This is a genomic window from Streptomyces sp. NPDC041122, assembly GCF_055592445.1.
Map to the genome: position 1 here is coordinate 89,644 of NZ_JBVIYQ010000010.1, position 20,659 is coordinate 110,302.

Consider the following 20,659-nt stretch of genomic DNA (forward strand, 5'->3'; position numbering starts at 1 on the left):
GGATGCCGGGGGTGAGGCGCGGGTACGGCCGGGGTGAGGCGCGGGTACGGCCGGGGGTGAGGCGCGGGTACGGGCGGGGTGACGTGCAGGTACGGCCGGGGTGACGTGCGGGTACGGCCCGGGTGACGTGTGGGTACGGGGAGGTTCGTGCAGGCGGAAGGATCCGTGGGAGGCAGGTGTTCTCGCTCGTATGCTCGGAGACATGACCAACAGCGCGCAGCCCCCGGAGGCCGGACGACCCGCCGGACCACCCACCGCCAACGCCCTGCGGCGCGCGCTCAGGAGAGCGCGGGACGGCGTCGCGCTCGACGTGGCCGAGGCCGCCGTCCTGCTGCAGGCGCGCGGCGCGGACCTCGACGACCTCACGGCGTCGGCGGCGCGGGTGCGGGACGCGGGGCTCGCGGCGGCGGGCCGTCCCGGCGTCATCACGTACTCGAAGAGCGTGTTCATCCCGCTCACCCGGCTCTGCCGTGACAAGTGCCACTACTGCACCTTCGTGACCGTGCCCGGCAAGCTCCGGCGCGAGGGGCACGGCATGTTCATGTCCCCGGACGAGGTCCTCGACGTCGCGCGGCGCGGCGCCGAGATGGGGTGCAAGGAAGCCCTCATCACCCTCGGCGACAAGCCGGAGGACCGCTGGCCCGAGGCCCGTGCGTGGCTGGAGGCCGAGGGGTACGACGACACCCTCGCCTACGTCCGCGCCATCTCCATCCGCATCCTGGAGGAGACCGGGCTGCTCCCGCACCTCAACCCGGGCGTCATGAGCTGGACGGATTTCCAGCGGCTCAAGCCCGTCGCGCCCAGCATGGGCATGATGCTGGAGACGACGGCGACGCGGCTGTGGTCGGAGCCGGGACAGCCGCATTACGGCTCGCCCGACAAGGAACCGGCCGTGCGGCTGCGGGTCCTCGAGGACGCGGGCCGCTCGTCCGTGCCGTTCACCAGCGGGCTGCTCATCGGCATCGGCGAGACGTACGAGGAGCGGGCGGACGCGCTGTTCGCGCTGCGCCGCGTCGCGCGCTCGTACCACGGCATCCAGGAACTGATCATCCAGAACTTCCGCGCCAAGCCGGACACGGCGATGCGCGGCATGCCCGACGCGGAGATCGACGACCTGGTCGCCACCATCGCCGTCGCCCGGCACATCATGGGCCCCTCGGGGAACATCCAGGCGCCGCCGAACCTGATCGCCGGCGAGTACGAGCGGCTCATCGGCGCCGGCATCGACGACTGGGGCGGCGTCTCGCCGGTCACCATCGACCACGTCAACCCCGAGAAGCCCTGGCCCCGGCTCGACGAGCTCGCCGAGCGGTCCGCCGCCGCGGGCTTCCGCCTCGCCGAACGGCTCTGCGTCTACCCGGAGTTCGTCCGGCGCGGCGAGCCCTGGCTCGACCCGCGCCTGCTGCCGCACGTGCGCGCGCTCGCCGACCCGGAGACCGGCCTCGCCCGGCCCGACGCCACGGTCGAGGGCCACCCCTGGCAGGAGCCCGACGAGGGGTACGTCGCCGCCTCCGGCCGCACCGACCTGCACCGCACCATCGACACCGAGGGCCGCACCGGCGACCGGCGCGACGACTTCGACGAGGTGTACGGCGACTGGGAGGCGCTGCGCGAGCAGGCCGCGCCCGGCATGGTGCCGTCCCGCATCGACGGCGACGTACGCGCCGCGCTCAGGCAGGCGGCCGACGACCCGACGAAGCTCACCGACGACGAGGCCCTCACCCTGCTGCACGCCGACGGGCCCGCCCTCGACGCGCTGTGCTCCGTCGCCGACGACATCCGCAAGAGCGTCAACGGCGACGACGTCACGTACATCGTCACCCGCAACATCAACTTCACCAACGTCTGTTACACCGGCTGCCGCTTCTGCGCCTTCGCCCAGCGCAGGACCGACGCGGACGCCTACACGCTCTCCCTGGACCAGGTCGCCGACCGGGCCGCGCAGGCCTGGGACGTCGGCGCGGTCGAGGTCTGCATGCAGGGCGGCATCCACCCCGATCTGCCGGGCACCGCCTACTTCGACATCGCCCGCGCGGTGAAGGAGCGGGTGCCGGGCATGCACGTGCACGCCTTCTCGCCGATGGAGGTCGTCAACGGCGCGACCAGGACCGGCCTCTCCATCCGGGAGTGGCTGAGCGCGGCGAAGGAGGCGGGGCTCGGCTCGATCCCGGGGACGGCCGCCGAGATCCTCGACGACGAGGTCCGCTGGATCCTCACCAAGGGCAAGCTGCCGACGGCCACCTGGATCGAGGTGATCAAGACCGCGCACGAGCTCGGCATCCGCTCCAGCTCGACGATGATGTACGGGCACGTGGACCAGCCCCGGCACTGGCTCGGCCACTTCCGCACGCTGGCCGCCATCCAGCAGGAGACCGGCGGGTTCACGGAGTTCGTGACGCTGCCCTTCATCCACACCAACGCGCCCGTCTACCTCGCGGGCATCGCCCGCCCCGGACCGACCACCCGCGACAACCGCGCGGTGACGGCGATGGCGCGCGTCCTGCTGCACCCGCACATCCCCAACATCCAGACCAGCTGGGTGAAGCTGGGCCAGGAGGGCGCGGCGGAGATGCTGCGGTCCGGCGCGAACGACCTCGGCGGCACGCTGATGGAGGAGACCATCTCCCGGATGGCGGGCTCCAGTTACGGCTCGTACCGCTCGGTCGAGGACCTCGTCGCCATCGCGGAGGCGGCGGGCCGTCCGGCGAGGCCGCGGACCACGCTGTACGGGGAGGTGCCGCAGGAGCGGCAGCGGGCGGCCGCCGCCTCGGACGGCCATCTGCCGGAGCTGCTGCCGGTGCTTGAGCCCTGAGCCGCGAACACGACGGCGCCCGCGAGCGGGTTCGCTCGCGGGCGCCGACCGGTTCTACGGGTTCTACGGGTACTGCGGGTACTGCGGGTGACGCGGAGGTCAGCCGGTCAGGCCGTCACCGAAGCGGACGCCGGCCGTCGCCGGGGCGCCGATCGCCGACGGGCCGAACGAGTCGATGCCGGTGGTGGTGAGGCCGGCCGCGGAGCCGCGCAGGTGCCAGACAGCACCGGTGTTCGCGACGTCGCCGTCCTCGTCGGCCGCGGCCACCGTCAGGTCGGCCTTGCCGTCCTTGTTCGGGTCGGACAGCAGGACCCGGCCGCCGAACTTGTCGCCCTTCTCGGAGGCGCCGGGGACACCGGGCTTGGACTGGTCGAAGGCCTGCGAGCCGGTGCCGGTCAGGCCGGTGCGGGAGCCCTTGAGCAGGACGACGCTGCCGGCGTCGGCGGTGGTCTCGATGTCCTCGCCGGGGACGCCGACGGCCACGTCGGCGAAGCCGTCGCCGTTCACGTCGCCCGCGCTGATGGCGGCGCCGAACTCGTCGCCCGCCTCACCGGCGCCGGGGACGCCCGCGCTGTCCTGGTTGATCTTCGTGGTGCGGTCCGAGAGGCCGGAGGCCGCGCCGTAGCGGACGATGATCGCGCCCTTCTGGGAGGGCATGTCCTCGAAGTTGTCGCCGATGTCACGGGTGACGAAGTCGCCGTAGCCGTCGCCGTCGATGTCCGCGACCGCGCCGCCGACGGAGGGCACGAGCTTTTGCGAGGTGGTGGCCACCCCGTCCTTGCCGCCCTTCCAGAGCTGGCTCTTGTACGCCGTCTCCTCGAAGCCGTGGCTGGAGACGATGTCGTCGATCCCGTCACCGGTCACGTCGCCCGCGACGAAGTCGCCGGGGCCGAAGGTCTGGCTCGTGACGACCTGCTGGCTGCTCGCGGCCTTGCCGTCCCGCTTGAACGGGCCGTACGCGATGGTCATGCCCGCGTCGTCGTTGTCCATCGGGTCCTCGGGCTCCGGGTACTCGGCCGTGACCAGGTCCCGCTTGCCGTCGCCGTTGAAGTCGCCGGCGGTGACGTGCGCGCCGTTGGAGTCCAGCTCGACGCTGCCCGTGCCGGAGAGGCCCTGGGCGGAGCCCCACAGGACGACGGCCTTCTTGCCGCCGTTGACGACGAGGTCGGTGTAGCCGTCGCCGTCGAGGTCGGCGGCGGCCGTCTGGTTGCCGAAGTGGCCGCCGTCGGAGGCGGAGCCGGGGACGCCGGCCGTGGCGCGGCTGATGGTGACGGCGTGCGCCTTGTCCGGGCCGTTGGCCGAGCCGTAGACGATCGAGACGCTGCCCGGGACATCGTTGTCGTAGTTGCCCGGGGCCGCTATGGCGAGGTCGGCGTAACCGTCGTGGTTGAAGTCGGTGACCGGGGCCTTCGGCGGCGTGGGCGCGGCGGAGGCGGTTCCCGCGGTGGCGAGGGCGAGCGGCGCCGTGAGCGAGGCGACGGCCACGGCGGTGATGAGAGAGCGGCGCACTGATCCTCCAGAGAGATCGTGTCGTGTGATCACGTGGTCAGTTGGTGACGTGGTCAGGTGGTCAATGGGTCCATGTGGTCAGGTGGTGGTGCGGTGGTCAGCCGGCGAGCCGGTGACCGAACTTGGCGCCCTTCTCGGGGTCGCCGAGCTTCGCCGGGGCGAGCGTGCCCGCGCCGGTGGTGGTCAGGCCGCCCGTGGAGCCGTAGAGGTTCCACAGGGCGCCCGAGTCGGTGAAGGTGCCGTCCTCGCCGGGGGCCGTGGCGGTCAGGTCGGCGCGGCCGTCCTTGTTCAGGTCGGTGAGGAGCACCTGGCGGCCGAAGTCGTCGCCGGCCTCGGCGACGCCGGGCACGCCGGCGGTGGTCTGGTTGTAGGCGACGGCGCCGTTGCCGGTCATGCCGCCCGCGGCCTTGGACGCGCCCTTGAGCAGGACGACCGCGCCGGTGCCGGTGCTCGCGTCGAGGCTCTCGCCGGGCACGCCGACGGCGACCTCGGCGCGGCCGTCGCCGTCCACGTCGCCCGCGGCGAGGGAGGCGCCGAACGCGTCGTCGTCCTCGCTCGTCCCGGGGACGCCCGCGGTGGCCTGGGTGATGACCTTCTTGCGCGCGTCGGTCGGCCCGGCCGGGCTGCCGTACTGGATCGTGATGCTGCCCGGGGCGGAGTCGATGACCTCGGTGACGCTGCCGATGTCGCGGGTGATCAGGTCGCCGTACCCGTCGCCGTCGACGTCGCCGACGGTGCCGCTGTAGGCGGTGCCGAGTGTGGTGGAGCTGTGGCTGACGCCGCTCCGGCCGCCCTTGAAGAAGCGGGCGTTGTGCGTCATCTCCTCGAAGCCGTGCGTGGTGACGATGTCGTCGACGCCGTCGCCGGTCATGTCGCCGGTGACGAAGGAGCGGAGCCCGGTGGGCCCGTCGCTCGTGACGACGCTGTCCTTGGCGGCGGGCTTGCCGGCGCGGGTGAACGGGCCGTACTCGACGGTCATCCCGGAGACGTCGGGGTCGTCGCTGGGCACGTCGTTGACGACCAGGTCGCGCTTGCCGTCGCCGTTGAAGTCGCCGGTGGCGAACTCGGAGTTCGCGTGGGGCAGGAGGGTGTCCGCGCCGGTCAGGCCGGAGGCGGAGCCCCACAGGACGGTCGCCTTGTTGCCGTTGTCGTCGCCGCCGGTCACGAGCAGGTCGGTGTAGCCGTCGGCGTCGAGGTCGGCGGGGACCGTCTGGTACCCGAAGGCGAAGGTGCCCCGGAGCTCGCCGGGGACGCCCTCGGTGGCGCGGCTGATGCGCTGGTGGCGCTCGGTGCCGGGCCCGGCGGCGGTGCCGTACACGATGGAGAGGTAGCCCGCGTTCTCGACGCCGTCGACGGTGCCGTGCGGCGCGCTGACGGCGAGGTCGGCGTATCCGTCGTGGTTGAAGTCGGTGACCGGGGTGCGGGGCGCCCGCGGGGCGGCGGCCGCGGTTCCGGCGGTGACGGAGACGGCGAGGGGTGCGGTCAGCGCGGCGACGGCGACGGCGCTGATGAGTGTGCGGCGGGGCACGGGTCCTCCTGTCGGGAACGTCTGTGACGTAGGAGGAGACAGGCGCTCGTGGACGATGGTTGTCCGCACCATGAACTCCGTTACGTGATCCGGACGTTTGACGGGTGACGCCCGCTGTTCACCTGGTCGGCTCCGGAGTTCGGCGGCCCTCGGTGCGAACTCGGCGGTGTTCGCCCGTACTTCGTGTCAGCGGTGGCCGGCGGCCTTCCCGGGCCGCGGAATGGCGGATTCCGTAGCAACTGCGAAGCTCCGGTGAACGTCGTTCAAAAGCCGCCTCAAGGGCGACTCTTCGCATACCACTTGGCGACTGAATCGATCGTTCGCGGTCGATTACAGTGCTGCAAAGTCGCAACCGGTCGAGGCACGTCGAGGACGTCACTGCACGGAGGGAGGCCCACGTGGGCACCGCAGCAGCCACCGGCGTCTGGGGCCGCGCCGAGCAGCAGGACTTCCGCAGCCGGGTGCGCGGCACCCTGCTCGGCGCGGCCGTCGGCGACGCCCTGGGCGCGCCCGTCGACGGCCTCACCCTGGACGCGATACGCGAGGCCCACGGCGGCGACGGCCTCACCGAACCGGCCCCCGCGTACGGCAGACGCGGTGCCGTCACCGCCGCCACCCAGCTCACCCTCTTCACCGTCGACGGGCTCATCCGCGCCCAGGTGCGCCGCGACACCGGTGCCTGGCACCCGCCCACCGACCTCTTCCGCGCCTACCGCCGCTGGGCCGCGACCCAGAGCGACTGGGGGCCCGACGAGCGGCGCAAGGAGGACGGCTGGCTGGCCCGCGAGGAGTGGCTGTACGCCCGGCGCGGTCCGGCCCGCGCCTGTCTGCTGGGGCTCGGCAACACCGTCATGGGCACCCTGGACACCCCCAAGAACCCCGACGAGAGCGGCCCCGAGGCCGCCGTCAGGTCCGCGCCCTTCGGGCTGCTCGTCGGCTGGGAGCCGCAGCTCGTGCTGCAGCTCGCCGTCGAGTGCGCCGTCCAGACCCACGGCCACCCCACCGCGTACCTGGCGGCCGGCGCGCACGCCGTGATCGTGCACGGCCTGGCCCGCGGGGAGTCGCTCGACGGGGCGATCCAGCGGTGCCTGGCCCTGCTGGCCACCCGCCCCGGCCACCAGCCCGTCACCGACGCGCTCCGGCACGCGCTGGGCGCCGTACGGCAGGGCATGCCCACCCCGGCGCGGGTCGAGGAGCTCGACGCGGACGACGGGACGGCGGAGGGCGCGCTGGCCGTCGCCGTGTACTGCGCCCTGGTCGGCGAGGACATCCGGCACGGGCTGCGGCTCGCCGTCAATCACGGCGGGGCGTCGGCCGCGTGCGGTGCGCTGTGCGGGGCGCTGCTGGGCGCGCTGCACGGGGAGACCGCGCTGCCGCCGGGCTGGCTCACGGAGCTGGAGGGCCGGCCCACGGTCCTGGAGCTGGCGGACGACTTCGCCATGGAGATGACCCAGGGGCCCGCGCTGCACGGGCCCGCGCTCTCCTCGCCGGGGTGGCTGGCCCGCTATCCGCGGGCGTGAGGACCCGCGGGCGTGAGGCGGGGTCTCAGCGCGTCGGGGTCTCGGCGTGCGCCGCCTCGAAGGTGCGGCTCAGGAGGTCGTGCAGGGTGGCCCGCTCGGCGTCGTCCAGCGCGTCCAGACCGGCCAGTGTGGCGTGCATGTTGGCGCGGATCGCGTCGACGGCCCGCTCGCCCTCCGGGGTGAGCACGACGTTCTTGACGCGGCGGTCGGTGGGGCTGGGCTCCCGGTGGACCAGGCCGCGCTTCTCCAGGCGGTCGATGATCCCGGTCATGTTGGAGGCGTCGCAGGACAGCGTCCGCGCGAGGACGCGCATCGCGGCGGGCCCCTGGCGCAGCACGCTCAGCGTCTTGCCCTGGCTCGCGGTGAGGTTCTCGGTCGCCGCCGCCTCCGTGAAGTCCCCGTAATAGGCGCGGAGCGACACCGCGAGCAGCTCCATGAGCCGGGCCTTGTCGACGCTCGGTGTTCCAGGCATGTGAGCCACCTTACGCCATGAAACTTGACGATCTCAAATATTGAGGCTTACCTTCATATGCGTTACTTGAAGTACTCAAGTATCGAGGTCTTCAAGTACTTCACGTGGGGAGGCCTCTGGCAGTCCGACCAGCTGGAGAAGAAGTCACCGTGTCCCACCCGCAGCAGCACGCGGCCACGCCGAGACCCACCGGACCCACGGGGCCCGCCGAACCGGCCGGGCAGACCGCCCTCGTCCTGGTGCTCGGCCTCGCCGCCATGGTCGTCTCGATGATGCAGACGCTGGTCGTGCCGATCCTGTCGATCATCCAGAACGACCTGGACGCCACCACCGCCGGCGTCAGCTGGGTGACCACGGCCACCCTGCTCTCCGCCGCCGTCTTCACCCCGCTGCTCGGCCGCTTCGGCGACATGCACGGCAAGAAGCCCACCCTGGTCGGCGTGCTGCTCGTGATGATCGCGGGCTCCGTGCTCGCCGCCACGACGTCCTCCCTGACCTGGCTCATCGTGGGCCGGATCATGCAGGGCGCGGCGACCGCGATCTTCCCGCTCGCCCTCTCCGTGCTCCGCGAGGAGGTCAGGCCCGCCAAGCTGCCCGGCGCGATGGCGCTGGTCAGCGGCACGCTGGCGTTCGGCAGCGGCCTCGCCCTGGTGGGCGCGGGACTGCTGACGCAGGGCTCCGACCCCGACTACCACCGGGTGTTCTGGCTCGCGGTGGTGCTCGCCGTGGTGGCGCTCGTGGGCGTCGTGAGCGTGGTCCCCGCCTCGCGCTCGAAGACCGGCGGGCGCACCGACTGGCTCGGCGCGGGCGCGCTGGCCCTGCTGCTCGTCCTGCTGCTCCTGCCGATCTCGCAGGGCCACGAGTGGGGCTGGAGCTCCGGCCGCACGCTCGGCTCCTTCGCGGGCGCCGTCGTCATGGTGGGCGTGTGGGTGCTGACCGAGCTGCGGGTCAAGGAGCCGATGGTGGACATGAAGATGTTCGCGCACCGCCCCGTGCTCTTCACCAACCTCGCCGGACTGCTCCTCGGCTTCGCGATGTTCGCCCAGTTCATCGGCGTCTCGTACCTCGTGCAGATGCCCGAGAGCGTCGCCGGGTACGGGTTCGGCGCCTCGGTCCTCGGCGCCTCCGTCGTCTATCTCCTGCCGACCACGATCGTCTCGCTGCTCGGCGCGCAGTTCGGCGGCGTCCTGGTGCACCGGATCGGGGCGCGGGTCACCCTCGCCGTCGGCGCCGGCTTCGGTGTGGGCGGCTTCGCCTGGCTGACCCTGGCGCACGGCACCAGCGCCTCCGTGATCGGCGCGGGCATGGTCATCGGCCTGGCGATCAGCTTCGGTTACGCCTCGATGCCCGCGCTCATCGTCGCCAGCGTCCCGGCCCACCAGACCGGCATCGCCAACGGCATCAACTCCATCTCCCGCTCGGTCGGCAGCGCCGTCGCCAGCGCGATGATCACGTCGCTGCTCGCGTCGAAGACGATTCCGCTGCCCGCGGGCATGCCCGCGCTGCCGCGGGAGAGCCAGTTCACGCTGAGCTTCGCCATCGCCGGCGCGGCGTTCCTCCTGGTCGTCGTGGTGGCTCTGCTCGGCCTCACGCCCCGGCACGCGCCGGCAGCACCGCGCCCGTCGGCTGCGCGGGAGCGCGCCACCGTCTGACCGAGCCCCGTAAGGGGCGCGGGGAACTGCGCGTTCAGCGCGGGGAAGGCCGCGGTCGCGTCTGCTCGGATCCGCGCAGACGCGACCGCGGCCTGTCTCTGGTCGCTCGCGCAGTTCCCCGCGCCCCTTGCGAGGCGCATGTCAGTCCTTCAACGGTGACCGCGCCGCGTCGTCCCGAGGCTCCGCAGGTGCGGGTACGGCGGCCGCGCCGGAGCCGTCGTCGTCCGTGTTGATCCGCTCGATGAGCGCGTCCCGCTCCGGGGTGTCCTCCGGCTTCACGTAACCGATGACGACGAAGAGGACGAGCGAGACCGCCAGCGGGATCGACACCTGGTACTGGAGCGCGACCCCGCCCTCGACCGCGTCGTCGATCGGATAGTTGACCAGGTAGAAGGCGAGGAGCCCGAGCGCCCAGCTGCTCAGCGCCGCAGTCGGCCCGGACGTGCGGAACGTGCGCAGCAGGCCCAGCATCATGGGGATCGCGATCGGCCCCATCAGACCGGCGACCCACTTGATGACGACCGTGATGATGTCCTTGAACGTGGGGGAGTTCACCTGCGTGGCGACCGCCATGGAGAGCCCCAGGAAGACCACCGTGGTCAGCCGGGCGGCGAGCAGCCCCTTGCGCTCGTCCCAGCCCCGCGCCCGCGCGGACATCGCGGGCGCCACGTCCCGGGTGAAGACGGCGGCGATGGCGTTGGCGTCGGAGGAGCACATGGCCATGGTGTGCGAGAAGAAGCCGACGACGACCAGGCCCAACAGGCCGTGCGGCAGCAGCTGTTCGGTCATCAGGGCGTACGCGTCCGAGCCGTCGGGCTTCTTCGCGTCGACGAGCAGCGGCGACATCCACATGGGGAAGAAGAGGACGACCGGCCAGACCAGCCACAGCGCCGCGGAGAGCTTCGCCGAGCGCGCGGCCTGCCTGGCGTCGGCGGTCGCCATGTAGCGCTGCGCCTGGTTGAGCATGCCGCCGTTGTACTCGAAGAGCTTGATGAAGAGGAACGCGAGCAGGAAGACCGTGCCGTACGGGCCGACCAGCGGCTTGCCGTGGCCCGCGAGCGCCGGCTCGTCCCAGGCGCCGAAGAAGCCGCCGTGCGGCCCGAGCTTGCCGACGACCGCCACGAACATGGCGACACCGGCGAGGAGTTGGATGACGAACTGGCCGAGCTCGGTCAGCGCGTCCGCCCACAGTCCGCCGACGGTGCAGTAGAACGCCGTGATCACGCCGGTGATGAGGATGCCCTGGTTGAGGGAGACACCGGTGAAGACCGACAACAGGGTGGCGATGGCGGCCCACTTGGCGCCCACGTCCACGATCTTCAACAGCATCCCCGACCAGGCGAGCGCCTGCTGGGTCCGCAGGTCGTAGCGGTTCTTCAGATACTCCAGCGGCGAGGCGACGTGCAGCCGCGAGCGCAGCCGGTTGATGCGGGGGGCGAAGAGGCGCGCGCCGATGGCGATGCCGAGCGCGATGGGGAAGGACCAGGTGACGAAGGACGTCACGCCGTAGGTGTACGCGATGCCCGCGTACCCGGTGAACATCACCGCGCTGTAGCCGGACATGTGATGCGAGATGCCGGACAGCCACCAGGGCATCCTGCCGCCGGCGGTGAAGAAGTCGGAGACGTTGTCGACCCGCTTGTGGGACCACAGGCCGATCGCGACCATCACGCCGAAGTAGCCGATGAGCACGGCCCAGTCGAGACTGTTCATGTGGCCCTCCAGGGGTCCGCCCGGTGAACGGGCCGACAGGGACGACGGCGGCCCAGAAGCGCCCGCTCATCGTGGGTTCGGGCGCGGTGGGCCGACAACCGGTCGCAAGGTCAAGAGCCAGTAAAATCGTTCGCTTTACTGACCTTTATTCACATACATAGTCGGTTCGGGGCGCAAAAAAGCGCCCCGTTTAGGGGCGCGGGGAACGGCGCGTCCAGCCACGTACAACCCGCAGCCGAACAAGAACCGCCCTATCACAGCAAAGCGTTACCGCATGATCTCTCCCGCGTTGACCAGCAGCGACTGGCCCGTGATCGACCGCGCCCGGTCCGACGCGAGGAACACCACCGCGTCCGCCACGTCCCCATCCGTGGCCAGGTCCGGAAGGGCCATGCGCTCCGTGAGGCGGTCCCGCACCTCGTCCTCCGGTACGCCCTCGGTGTGCGCGGTGAACTGGACGTACGCCTCGACCGGCGGTCCCCACATCCAGCCGGGCAGCACGGTGTTGACCCGGATCCGGTCCGGGCCGAGCTCGTGCGCGAGCGAGTACATGGCCGATGTCAGCGCCCCCTTCGACGCCGCATACGCGGCTTGGCGCACCTGGGAGGGCGCTGCGATCGCCGACTGGGTGCCGATGAAGACCACCGAGCCGCCGCGCCGCTCCCTGAGCGCCGGCAGGCAGACGCGCGTCATGCGCAGGGTGCCCAGCAGATTGACATCGATCACCTGGCGCCAGGTCTCGAAGTCGGCGTCCTGGAGTCCGCCGAAGTAGCTGTCCCAGGCGGCGACATGGACCACCGCGTCGATGCCCCCGAAGCGCTCGCGGGCCAGCTCGGCCAGGGCGTGGCACTGCCCCTCGTCGGTGATGTCGGTGGCGCGGTACGCGGTGCGGGCGCCCCCGGCGTCGATCTCGGCGGCCGTCTTGGCGAGGTTGGCCTCCGTGCGCGCCCCGAGCACGGCGTTCCCGCCGTCGCGCACCACGGCCGCCGCGACCTGGTGGCCGAGCCCGGCGCCGACACCCGAGACGACGACGGTCTTTCCCTGAAGGAGCGACGACGGCATGGGGCGCCTCCCGGCTCTGGCAGTTTTGCTGACGGGGCGTCAGAGTATGGGCGACCACCGGAGGAAGGAAGAGGGAGGCAGGAGCGAAGCATGAGCGAGGACACCCGCAGCGACGTCTACGCCGAGCTGGCCGCCGTCGGGCCCTACGGCGTACACCCCGGGCACGCCCTGATCACCATGGTCGAACCGCACCCGGGCCACGAGTACGCGTACAACCGCTGGTACGAGGACGACCACTACTACGCCGGCGCGATGGCCATGCCCTGGATGTACGCGGGGCGCCGCTGGGTGGCCACGCGGGAACTCCAGCTCCTGCGCGCCCCCGAGAAGTCCGCCGTCGCCGAGCCGGTCACCGCCGGGTGCTACCTCTCCACGTACTGGGTGACGCGGGGCCGCTACGACGACCACATGAAGTGGACCGTCGGCATCAACCAGCGGCTCAACCGCGACGGCCGCGTCTACCGCGACCGCACCCACGTCTTCACCGCCTTCCAGGACCACGAGGCGACCGTCTACCGCGACGGCGCGGCGGGCCCGCGCGACTTCCACGCGCTCGACCACCCCTACCGCGGTCTGGTCCTGGAGGTCATCGACGCCGAAGGGCCCGAGCGGCGCGCCGAGTTGCTGGAATGGCTGGTGGCCCGGCATCTGCCCCGGGCGCTCGCGGGGTCGCCCGCCGCCATGGTCGCGCTGTTCCGTCCGACGCCGCTGCCGGGGGACCGGATGACCTACGTGAAGCAGGTCGAGGGTGTGGACACCCGGCTGACGCTGCTGTGGTTCCTCCAGGAGGACCCGCGGGAGGGCTGGGAGGCGCACTTCGCCGGGCGCGGGGAGGCGGTGGCGGAGTCGGGGCTCGGGCGGGTGGAGCTGGTGGCGCCGTTCGTTCCGACCGTGCCGGGAACGGACACCTACGTCGATCAGCTGCGCTGACGCCCCCGGGGCAAGGGGGCGACGGGGACAGCGGGAAGAGGGAAGGGCCGAGCCCCCTCGGCCGGGACGGCGGGCCAGTCGAGAGGGCTCATACGGTGGTTCCTGTGCGGTTGTTCCTGCGGGTTCCGTGGCAGTCTCACGCGAGGCCGGCAGCCCCCCTGCTCACCTCGCTGACGAACGCGTTCCACGACGCGGCGGGGAAGGCGAGGACCGGGCCCTCGACCACCTTCGAGTCGCGCACGGAAATGCCCTGCGCGAGGGGCGACTTGACCTCGACGCACGCGCCGTTGCCGGTGGAGTACGAGGACTTGACCCACGTGTGCGAGGCACCCTGCTGAATTGCCATGTTCTGCTCCGGTCTTTCCAGTCGACGAGTAGCTGACACCGCATCGCTGCGGCTCGCGCCAACGCTCTTGCTCGATGGCGTGAATGACGCTACTCGCCAACATCGTGGCGTGAAGGGATCGTTCACTCGACCGGATGGCATATACCAGGGGGGTCTTCCGCCGCGACGCGGCGAGGGTGTACCGTGCGGCACTTTCACTCGGGGACCCCGTGCATCAGCGGGCGTAGTCCTTCGAGATGTCCGCGATGAGCTGCCGGGACTGGTCCACGTTCAGCGCCTGGGCCCTCAAGTGCTCGTACATGACGCTGTACTGCTGGACGTCGTTCGCCTTCTCCAGATACAGGTCGCTGGTGACGCCCTCGATGTAGACCACGCTGGAGTCGGCGGCGTCGGGGAACTCCAGGATGGCGTACTGGCCGTTGAGGCCGGGGTGCGCGCCCATCTCGAAGGGGATCACCTGGACGGTCACGTGCGGCAGTTGGGACTGCTCGACGAGGTGCTCCAGCTGGTCGCGCATGAGGTGCCGGGAGCCGACGACGCGGCGCAGCGCCGACTCGTCGAGCACGGTCCACAGGCGCAGCGGGCTCTCCGGCGCCGCGATGCGGTCCTGGCGCCGCATGCGCACCTGGACCCGCTTCTCGATGTCGGTCGGCGTGGTCTCCGGCAGCGCGCCGGTGATCAGCGCCTCCGCGTACGCGCGGGTCTGCAGCAGGCCGGGCACGACCTGCGGGTCGTACACGCGCAGCGAGGCCGCGTCGGTCTCCAGGCCGATGTACACGCTGTAGGGGATGTCGCCGAAGGAGTGCCACCAGCCCTGCTGGCGGGAGTCCTTGGCCATCTGCATGAGGGAGTCGACGACGCGGTGGTCCTCGACCTCGTAGACACCGCACAGGTCGCGGACGTCGCGCTGACTGATGGAGCGGCGGCCGTTCTCGAGGCGGCTGATCTTCGACTGTGAGACGAGCAGCCGCTCGGCGACCTCCTCGGCCGTCATGCCCTTGAGCTCGCGGAGCCGACGGAGCTCCTGGCCCAACCGGCGTCGCCTGACAGTGGGATTGACATTGGACGCCACGGGACGTGCACCTCCGGCTTGCCTGCCTCTGTTTTGCGTATCTACTGCTCAGCAGAGTGCCACCAACGAGGCCGGCACCGCTGGGAAACAGCGGATATGCGGACGTGAGGACGGGTGCGTGGGGGTACGGCCCTGCCCTGCGGCGCCCGGACGCGAGTGGCCGCGCGGGGCGGGGATGCCGGGGTGTCGTCGTCCGGACGGTCCGGCATCCCGCCCCGCGCGGCCCAGCGGCTCCCGGACCGGGTCTGGGGACTGCGGCGCGGCGCTGGTGCGGTTGGTGCGGTTGATGCGTGGTGCTGAGCGGTTGGTGCCGATCGGTCGCGCGAGGGTGGTGCGGTACCTGAATCGTGCGTCACGTGAGGGTGGTGCGTGTGCCGGTCCGGCTCACGTGAGGTGTGGTGCCGGCGGTGCGCGCCGCGCTCAGTGAGCGACCGCGCGTGCCATGGATCCGCGGCGCGGCTGCAGTGGCACCCCTGCGGGGTCCGCTGTCGCCCTGGCCGGCTGCCTGCCACCGCCGGGACCGGTCGGGCCCGCCGGTGCGGCGCTGCGGCGCGGCTGGGCCGCGACGCCGTTCTGGACGTCCATCACGGCGTGCGCCACGAGGCCGCCCATCGGGTCGTGCCTGATGAGATCCCGGAGCCGGGAGCGCGATGAACGCCCCTCGTTCCCGGGGTAGAGGTGCTTGCCGAGACCGACCGCGTGGGCCAGCGCGGCGAGCGCCGCGGTCCGCGGGTCCGGCGGTACACCGGTGCGGATCGCACTGTCGAGCCGGGACCTGATGTCCCTGCTGATCGCCGTGTCCGTCGCCTGGTAGCGAGTCGTCGGCAGCACTCCGCACATCTGGCCCGACACGGCATGCACCATGCCGCACCGCTCCAGGTGCGCGAGGTAAATCTGGCGCAGCCCCAGTCGGGGCCCGCCGATCCAGTGGACCGCCCGGACCGGGCTGCCGCGCCTGCGCAGCAGTTCCAGTGCGGAGTCCAGAGTCGGATCTCCGGTCGGCCGTGGCATCACCACGGCGATACGATCCCCGTCAGGGGCTATCCGTCCGGCCAGCGCCAGCTCCACTAGCTGTGCTCCGGCCAGACCGAGGTCGAGCGACTGCGGCTGCGCAGTGGTACCCGTGGCCGGGTCCAAAGCGAGCAGCAGAAGCTCCTCCGGAATTGTTCTGCGGCTCCTGCCCATCCATGCCTCCCCGCGTGGATGAATGACAGGGTGACCCCTCTCACATTGGTCTGTCGAGAGCGCGTGGGCGGGATGTACGGGAACCAGTAGGTATGTCGTTCTCGTCTACCACGGGGGTTAAGCCCTCACACAGGACACTGGTACACGGTTCGGACAGTGGGGTCCGGCCGGATTTGGCGCACGGCCAGCACACGGCAAGCATTCAGCATCGGCATACGGCATGGCGTACGAGGAGGCATCGGTGGCGGGCGAGACCCCCGACAGGTCGAAGCAGCGGAAGTCGTCGGGGAACCCGACTACGGCGGACTCTTCCGAGTCGGCGCCGGAGGAACGGGACCCGCGCCTCGCGATGACCCGCGAGACGCCGCAGGTGCGGGAGGACATCGCCACCGCGGTCTTCTCGACGAAGGACGTCGCCGACGAGGCGGCCGGTTCCGGCGAGGACGCGGAACCGGAGCCCGGGACGGACGCGGAGGCGGAGGCGGAGGCGGTCGAGGGCGTCGCGAAGTCCGGGGCCGGGGCCGAGGCCGGGCCCGAGGCCGGTGCCGAGGGCGAGGCGGCTCCTGAGGCCGCCCCCAAGGCGGAGGCGAACGGTGACGCGCGGCTGCGGGACGCGGTGGCGGCGTGGGTCGCGACCTCGGACGAGCCGGAGGACGAGGCGGCAGCCGGGGCTCCGGGCAGTGACGCTTCTGCGGCGGACGGCGCCGAGGACGAGTCGCCGGCCAAGGACGAGACCCCGGCCGAGGACGAGACCCCGGCCAAGGCCGAGACCCCGGCCAAGGACGAGACCCCGGCCGGCGACGCCAAGCCCACCGGCGACGCCAAGTCGACCGGCGAAGCCAAGTCCACCGGCGGCGACAAGGCGACGGCGGTCTTCAAGGCGCTGCCCCCGAAGGACGCAGCCAAGGGTCCCGTGAAGGACGCCGCCCCGGCCGAGGAGAGCCCGGCCGAGGACGAGACCCCGGCCGGCGACGCCGAGTCCAAGTCCACCGGGTCCACCGGCGTCGACCAGGCCACCGCGGTCTTCAAGGCGCTGCCCGCGAAGGACGCCGCCAAGGGCCCGGTCAAGAAGCCCGGCAAGGACGTCGACCAGCCCACCACCATGCTCAAGATCGGCGACCAGAAGAGCGCCGACGGCGAGAGTGCAAAGGACCCCGCAAAGGGCGCTGCAAAGAGCCCCGCGAAGGGAGCCGGTACGCCGGAGAGGGATGCCGAGCGGACCAGCAAGTTCGTCGCCCTGAAGCCGCTCGACGAGCCGTCCGCGAAGACGGCCGCCCCCAAGACCGCCCCCAAGGGCACCCCGAGGGCCACCCCCGCCGAAGAGCCGAAGCCGGCGCCCAAGGCCGCTCCCAAGGCCACGGGCGCAGCCGCGGCCACCGGCGCCGCGGCCACCGGCGCCGCGGCCGCGGGTGCCGCGGGCACGGCGACCCCCGCCCCGGCCGCCACCCCCCAGACGCCCCCGCCCGTGGAGCGCACCACCCAGCAGCCGCTGCCGCCCAAGCCGCCCATCGATCTGCTCGCCGAGCTGACCAACACCCCGCCGCCGCCCGAGACGCCGGTCCGCACCGCCGTGCGCCGGGTCAAGATCTGGACGCCGCTGGTGCTGCTCCTGGTCGTCATCTTTGCGGTCGTACAGGCCGTGCGGCCGCTGCCGACGCCGAGCCTGAAGCTCACCGCGGAGGAGAGCGTCTCCTTCGACGGCGGCAAGCCGTCCATCCCGTGGCCGGGCCAGGGCCAGGCCGCGATGGACGTCAACGGCATCGGCACCTTCGGTACGTCCGGCGACCAGAAGCCCGTGCCGATCGCGAGCATCGCGAAGGTCATGACGGTCTACCTGATCCTGCGCGACCACCCGCTGAAGCCGGGCGCGAAGGGCCCGGAGATCCCGGTCGACGCCGCCGCGCAGAAGCACTACGAGACCGGCAAGCCGGCCAACGAGTCCGTCGTCAAGGTCACCGAGGGCCAGAAGATCCGCGAGTACGAGGCGCTCCAGGCGGTCATGCTCCCGTCGGCGAACAACGTCGCCAAGCTCCTGGCGCGCTGGGACACCAAGAGCGGCTCCGAGGACGCGTTCGTCGCGAAGATGAACAAGACGGCCAAGGAACTGGGCATGAAGAACACCCACTACACGGACCCCAGCGGCCTGGACAAGACCACCGTCTCGACCGCCGAGGACCTCGTGAAGCTCGGCCGCGCCGCGATGGAGAACCCCGTCTTCAACGAGATCTCCCGGCAGCCCAGCTACGTCGACCTCAACGGCGACAAGCAGCGGAACTTCTTCGGTCTCGTCCCGAGCATCGCCGTCGGCATCAAGACCGGCACCACCACCGCGGCCGGCGGCAACATCCTCTTCGCCGCGGAGAAGCAGGTCGGCGGCAAGAAGCAGACGATCATCGGCGCCGCCCTCGGCCAGTACGGCAAGAACGGCGTCGCCAACATCGACGAGGTCACCGGGGTCACCCAGAAGCTCATCGAGGCCGGGCAGGGCGCGCTGACCGCCAAGACCATCGTGAAGAAGGGGACCGTGGTCGGCCAGGTCGACGACGGCCTGGGCGGCACGACCCCCGTCGTCGCCACCAAGGACGTCTCCGCGGTGGGCTGGTCCGGCCTCACCGTCAAGCTGATGCTCGACGACGAGAAGGGCAAGACCGTCCCGCACACCGCGAAGGCGGGCACCGTGGTCGGCGTGCTGCACGTCGGCGACGGCAAGGGCAAGGGCGACGCCGTCGAGGTGCCCGTCGCGCTCCAGAAGGATCTGAGCGAGCCGGGCCTCGGCGCCAAGCTGACCCGCGTCGGCTGACCTTCGAAGACACCCGCCGAAGGACCGCCGTGCCGACCGCGAGGGGAGGCCCCACCCGGGGCCGCCCCTCGCGGCTGCGTGCTAGCGTCACAAACTCGGGGGGTAGTACGCCGGGGCGGAGGACGAGTGTTCCGGGACGAACTCTCGTCGGCACGGACCCGGGGTACTCCGGAAACACGGACGACACGGGGAGAACCTCCAGTGGCCACAGCGGAGCCGACGCGCGCCGACGACGACGCCGCCGCGCCTGACACGGGCGATGGTGGCCGTACCGCCGCGCGAATAAAGCTGCCGGCCCAGCGCCGCAGCAGCGAGACCGGCCCGGCCGAGCCGTGGCCGCGACGCTTCGCCCGCCACCCCGTGACGATCACGACCGTCGCCGCCGCGGTGCTGCACATCGTCTGGTTCTTCGTCTTCGCCAACAGCGGCGGTGACCTCGCCGCGCAGGACGCCTGGGCCGAGTTCGTCGGACGGCACCCCGCCTCCGCGTACAACCTCGGTTGGTACGGCGGCATGCACCCGGTGTCGTACAGCGTCATCTCGCCGTACCTGATGTCGGTGCTCGGCGTGCGGACCACGATGATGATCGCGGGGACCGTCTCCGCCGCGCTGCTCACCATGATCCTGATGCGCAGCCGTGCGGTGAAGCGGCTGCTGTGGCCCACCGTCGCCGGTGTCTTCGCGCTGCTGTGCAACGCGGTGTCGGGGCGCGTGACGTACGGCCTCGGCCAGATGTTCGCGCTGATGGCGGTCGCCGCGGTCTTCTGCTGGCCGCACCGCTGGCGCTACAAGCGGTGGGCGAAGGCACTGGTCGCCGCCCCGTTCGCGGCGCTCGCGACGATGGGCAGCCCGGTCGCCGGGCTCTTCGTCGGGCTCGTCGCCGTCGCGCTGTTCCTCAGCAAGCGCTACCCGGGCGCCTACGCGCTGGGCCTCGCGCCCGCCGTCGTCGTCGGCCTCTCCGCGTGGCTCTTCCCGTTCTCCGGCACCCAGCCGATGTCGTTCGGCTCCGCTTCGCTGCCGCTGATCTGCGCCCTGCTCGTCTACTACGCGGTGCCGCGGCAGTGGAAGACGGTGCGGATCACGACGGCCGTGTACGCGGCGTTCGTGCTCGGCGTCTGGCTGATCAGCTCGCAGATCGGCTCCAACATCTCGCGCCTCGCGATGTCCTTCGCGGGCGTCGCGCTGCTCGCCGCGCTGCCGTACGCCGTGCCGAAGTCCCGCAAGTGGTACGTGATCGTGCTCGCGTTCGCCGGCTTCACCGGGTGGATCGGGTTCAAGGCCGTCGACGACATCGTGCACACGTCGTCGGACGCCTCCTGGACGCGCGAGGTCGCGCCGCTGGTCCACGAGCTGAAGGAGCGGGGCGCCGCCAAGGGCCGCGTCGAGGTGGTGCCGGCCCGCAGCCACCGCGAGGCGTCCGCGCTGCCCGCGTACGTCCAGCTCGCCCGCGGCTGGAACCGGCAGGCCGACATGGAGCGCAACCCGCTCTTCTACGACGACACCCTCAACTCCGCGAACTACCACGAGTGGCTGCGGCGCTGGGCCGTGCACTACGTGGCGGTCCCCAAGGGCGAGCCCGACGGCGACGGCGGCAAGCGCGAGACGCAGCTCATCTCGGACGGCCTGCCGTATCTGAAGCAGGTGTGGGTCGACTCCAACTGGAAGCTGTACCGGGTCACCGACCCGACGCCGATGGCCGAGCCGCACGCCGTCGTGGAACGCGCCGAGCAGGGCGAGATGACCGTCCGCGTGGACGAGCCCGGCCGCGTCCTCATCCGCATCCCGTACTCGCCGTGGCTGAGCGTCGTCGACGAGCACGGCAAGGGCGTCGAGCAGCCCCGGGAGACGGAGTCGTCGAAGCGGCAGCGCGCGACGGACGAGCGGCGGCCCAAGGAGTACGCCAACGTCAACGGCTGTCTGCTGGAGGCCGAGGAGGACCACAACGGCGACGAGTGGGTCGAGCTGCTCGCCCCGAAGGCCGGCACCTACCGGCTCGGCTCGCCCTACCAGCTGCCCCGCGGCACGCCGTGTCCGGAGGAGATGCGCCGCTGACCCGGC

The 20,659-nt window shown here is 71.7% G+C and carries 14 protein-coding genes; 6 read left to right on the plus strand and 8 right to left on the minus strand.

The features are described from left to right. Nucleotides 1–202 precede the first annotated feature (202 nt). Complete coding sequence (locus tag ACZ6B8_RS31555) at nt 203–2,812, plus strand: bifunctional FO biosynthesis protein CofGH (protein ID WP_471609423.1); 2,610 nt, start codon at nt 203–205, stop codon at nt 2,810–2,812. 99 nt (nt 2,813–2,911) lie between these two features. Here ACZ6B8_RS31555 and ACZ6B8_RS31560 read toward each other — a convergent pair whose 3' ends face one another. Continuing rightward, nucleotides 2,912–4,321, minus strand: a complete 1,410-nt coding sequence (locus tag ACZ6B8_RS31560; protein WP_471085184.1) for an FG-GAP-like repeat-containing protein — start codon at nt 4,319–4,321, stop codon at nt 2,912–2,914. 97 nt (nt 4,322–4,418) lie between these two features. Further along, the gene (locus ACZ6B8_RS31565; RefSeq protein WP_471609424.1) at nt 4,419–5,849 is read right to left on the minus strand and encodes an FG-GAP and VCBS repeat-containing protein; all 1,431 of its coding nucleotides are present in this window, start codon (nt 5,847–5,849) and stop codon (nt 4,419–4,421) included. A gap of 398 nt (nt 5,850–6,247) precedes the next feature. Between ACZ6B8_RS31565 and ACZ6B8_RS31570 the strand changes: the two genes are divergently transcribed. Next, entirely contained in the window at nt 6,248–7,369 is a 1,122-nt protein-coding gene (locus ACZ6B8_RS31570; protein ID WP_471085190.1) for an ADP-ribosylglycohydrolase family protein, read from the plus strand. Between the two features lie 25 nt (nt 7,370–7,394). On the opposite strand, the gene ACZ6B8_RS31575 is transcribed toward ACZ6B8_RS31570, so the two are convergent. Beyond that, complete coding sequence (locus ACZ6B8_RS31575) at nt 7,395–7,841, minus strand: MarR family winged helix-turn-helix transcriptional regulator (RefSeq protein ID WP_471085193.1); 447 nt, start codon at nt 7,839–7,841, stop codon at nt 7,395–7,397. Nucleotides 7,842–7,990: 149 nt separating this feature from the next. On the opposite strand from ACZ6B8_RS31575, the gene ACZ6B8_RS31580 reads away from it, so the two are divergent. Then, nucleotides 7,991–9,493, plus strand: a complete 1,503-nt coding sequence (locus ACZ6B8_RS31580) for an MFS transporter (RefSeq protein ID WP_471609425.1) — start codon at nt 7,991–7,993, stop codon at nt 9,491–9,493. A 141-nt stretch (nt 9,494–9,634) separates the two neighbouring features. On the opposite strand, the gene ACZ6B8_RS31585 is transcribed toward ACZ6B8_RS31580, so the two are convergent. Next, nucleotides 9,635–11,206, minus strand: a complete 1,572-nt coding sequence (locus ACZ6B8_RS31585; protein WP_471609426.1) for a sodium:solute symporter family protein — start codon at nt 11,204–11,206, stop codon at nt 9,635–9,637. 267 nt (nt 11,207–11,473) lie between these two features. Then, the gene (locus tag ACZ6B8_RS31590) at nt 11,474–12,268 is read right to left on the minus strand and encodes an SDR family oxidoreductase (RefSeq protein ID WP_471609427.1); all 795 of its coding nucleotides are present in this window, start codon (nt 12,266–12,268) and stop codon (nt 11,474–11,476) included. A 90-nt stretch (nt 12,269–12,358) separates the two neighbouring features. Between ACZ6B8_RS31590 and ACZ6B8_RS31595 the strand changes: the two genes are divergently transcribed. Next, nucleotides 12,359–13,198, plus strand: coding sequence for a hypothetical protein (locus ACZ6B8_RS31595; RefSeq protein ID WP_471609428.1), 840 nt, complete (start codon nt 12,359–12,361; stop codon nt 13,196–13,198). Between the two features lie 136 nt (nt 13,199–13,334). Here ACZ6B8_RS31595 and ACZ6B8_RS31600 read toward each other — a convergent pair whose 3' ends face one another. From ACZ6B8_RS31600 to ACZ6B8_RS31610, 3 genes are all read right to left on the minus strand, one after another. Further along, on the minus strand, nt 13,335–13,544 hold the full coding sequence (locus ACZ6B8_RS31600; protein ID WP_471085208.1) for a DUF397 domain-containing protein: 210 nt from the start codon (nt 13,542–13,544) through the stop codon (nt 13,335–13,337). Between the two features lie 214 nt (nt 13,545–13,758). Further along, complete coding sequence (locus ACZ6B8_RS31605) at nt 13,759–14,616, minus strand: helix-turn-helix domain-containing protein (protein ID WP_471085211.1); 858 nt, start codon at nt 14,614–14,616, stop codon at nt 13,759–13,761. 420 nt (nt 14,617–15,036) lie between these two features. Beyond that, a complete protein-coding gene (locus ACZ6B8_RS31610) occupies nt 15,037–15,801 on the minus strand; it encodes a GOLPH3/VPS74 family protein (RefSeq protein WP_471085214.1) in 765 nt (254 codons plus the stop codon). A gap of 220 nt (nt 15,802–16,021) precedes the next feature. Between ACZ6B8_RS31610 and ACZ6B8_RS31615 the strand changes: the two genes are divergently transcribed. Together ACZ6B8_RS31615 and ACZ6B8_RS31620 are read left to right on the plus strand one after the other, a co-directional pair. Continuing rightward, nucleotides 16,022–18,601 (plus strand): D-alanyl-D-alanine carboxypeptidase family protein, encoded by a 2,580-nt coding sequence (locus ACZ6B8_RS31615; protein ID WP_471609429.1) that lies wholly within the window; start codon nt 16,022–16,024, stop codon nt 18,599–18,601. Between the two features lie 201 nt (nt 18,602–18,802). Beyond that, nucleotides 18,803–20,653, plus strand: coding sequence for an MFS transporter (locus tag ACZ6B8_RS31620; protein ID WP_471085220.1), 1,851 nt, complete (start codon nt 18,803–18,805; stop codon nt 20,651–20,653). Nucleotides 20,654–20,659 lie beyond the last annotated feature (6 nt).

Coding starts and splice junctions, on each gene's coding strand:
- ACZ6B8_RS31610 (WP_471085214.1), bottom strand. CDS start 15,801: ATGGGCAGGAGCCGCAGAACAATTCCGGAGGAGCTTCTGCTGCTCGCT.
- ACZ6B8_RS31615 (WP_471609429.1), top strand. CDS start 16,022: ATGGCGTACGAGGAGGCATCGGTGGCGGGCGAGACCCCCGACAGGTCG.
- ACZ6B8_RS31575 (WP_471085193.1), bottom strand. CDS start 7,841: ATGCCTGGAACACCGAGCGTCGACAAGGCCCGGCTCATGGAGCTGCTC.
- ACZ6B8_RS31600 (WP_471085208.1), bottom strand. CDS start 13,544: ATGGCAATTCAGCAGGGTGCCTCGCACACGTGGGTCAAGTCCTCGTAC.
- ACZ6B8_RS31585 (WP_471609426.1), bottom strand. CDS start 11,206: ATGAACAGTCTCGACTGGGCCGTGCTCATCGGCTACTTCGGCGTGATG.
- ACZ6B8_RS31595 (WP_471609428.1), top strand. CDS start 12,359: ATGAGCGAGGACACCCGCAGCGACGTCTACGCCGAGCTGGCCGCCGTC.
- ACZ6B8_RS31590 (WP_471609427.1), bottom strand. CDS start 12,268: ATGCCGTCGTCGCTCCTTCAGGGAAAGACCGTCGTCGTCTCGGGTGTC.
- ACZ6B8_RS31555 (WP_471609423.1), top strand. CDS start 203: ATGACCAACAGCGCGCAGCCCCCGGAGGCCGGACGACCCGCCGGACCA.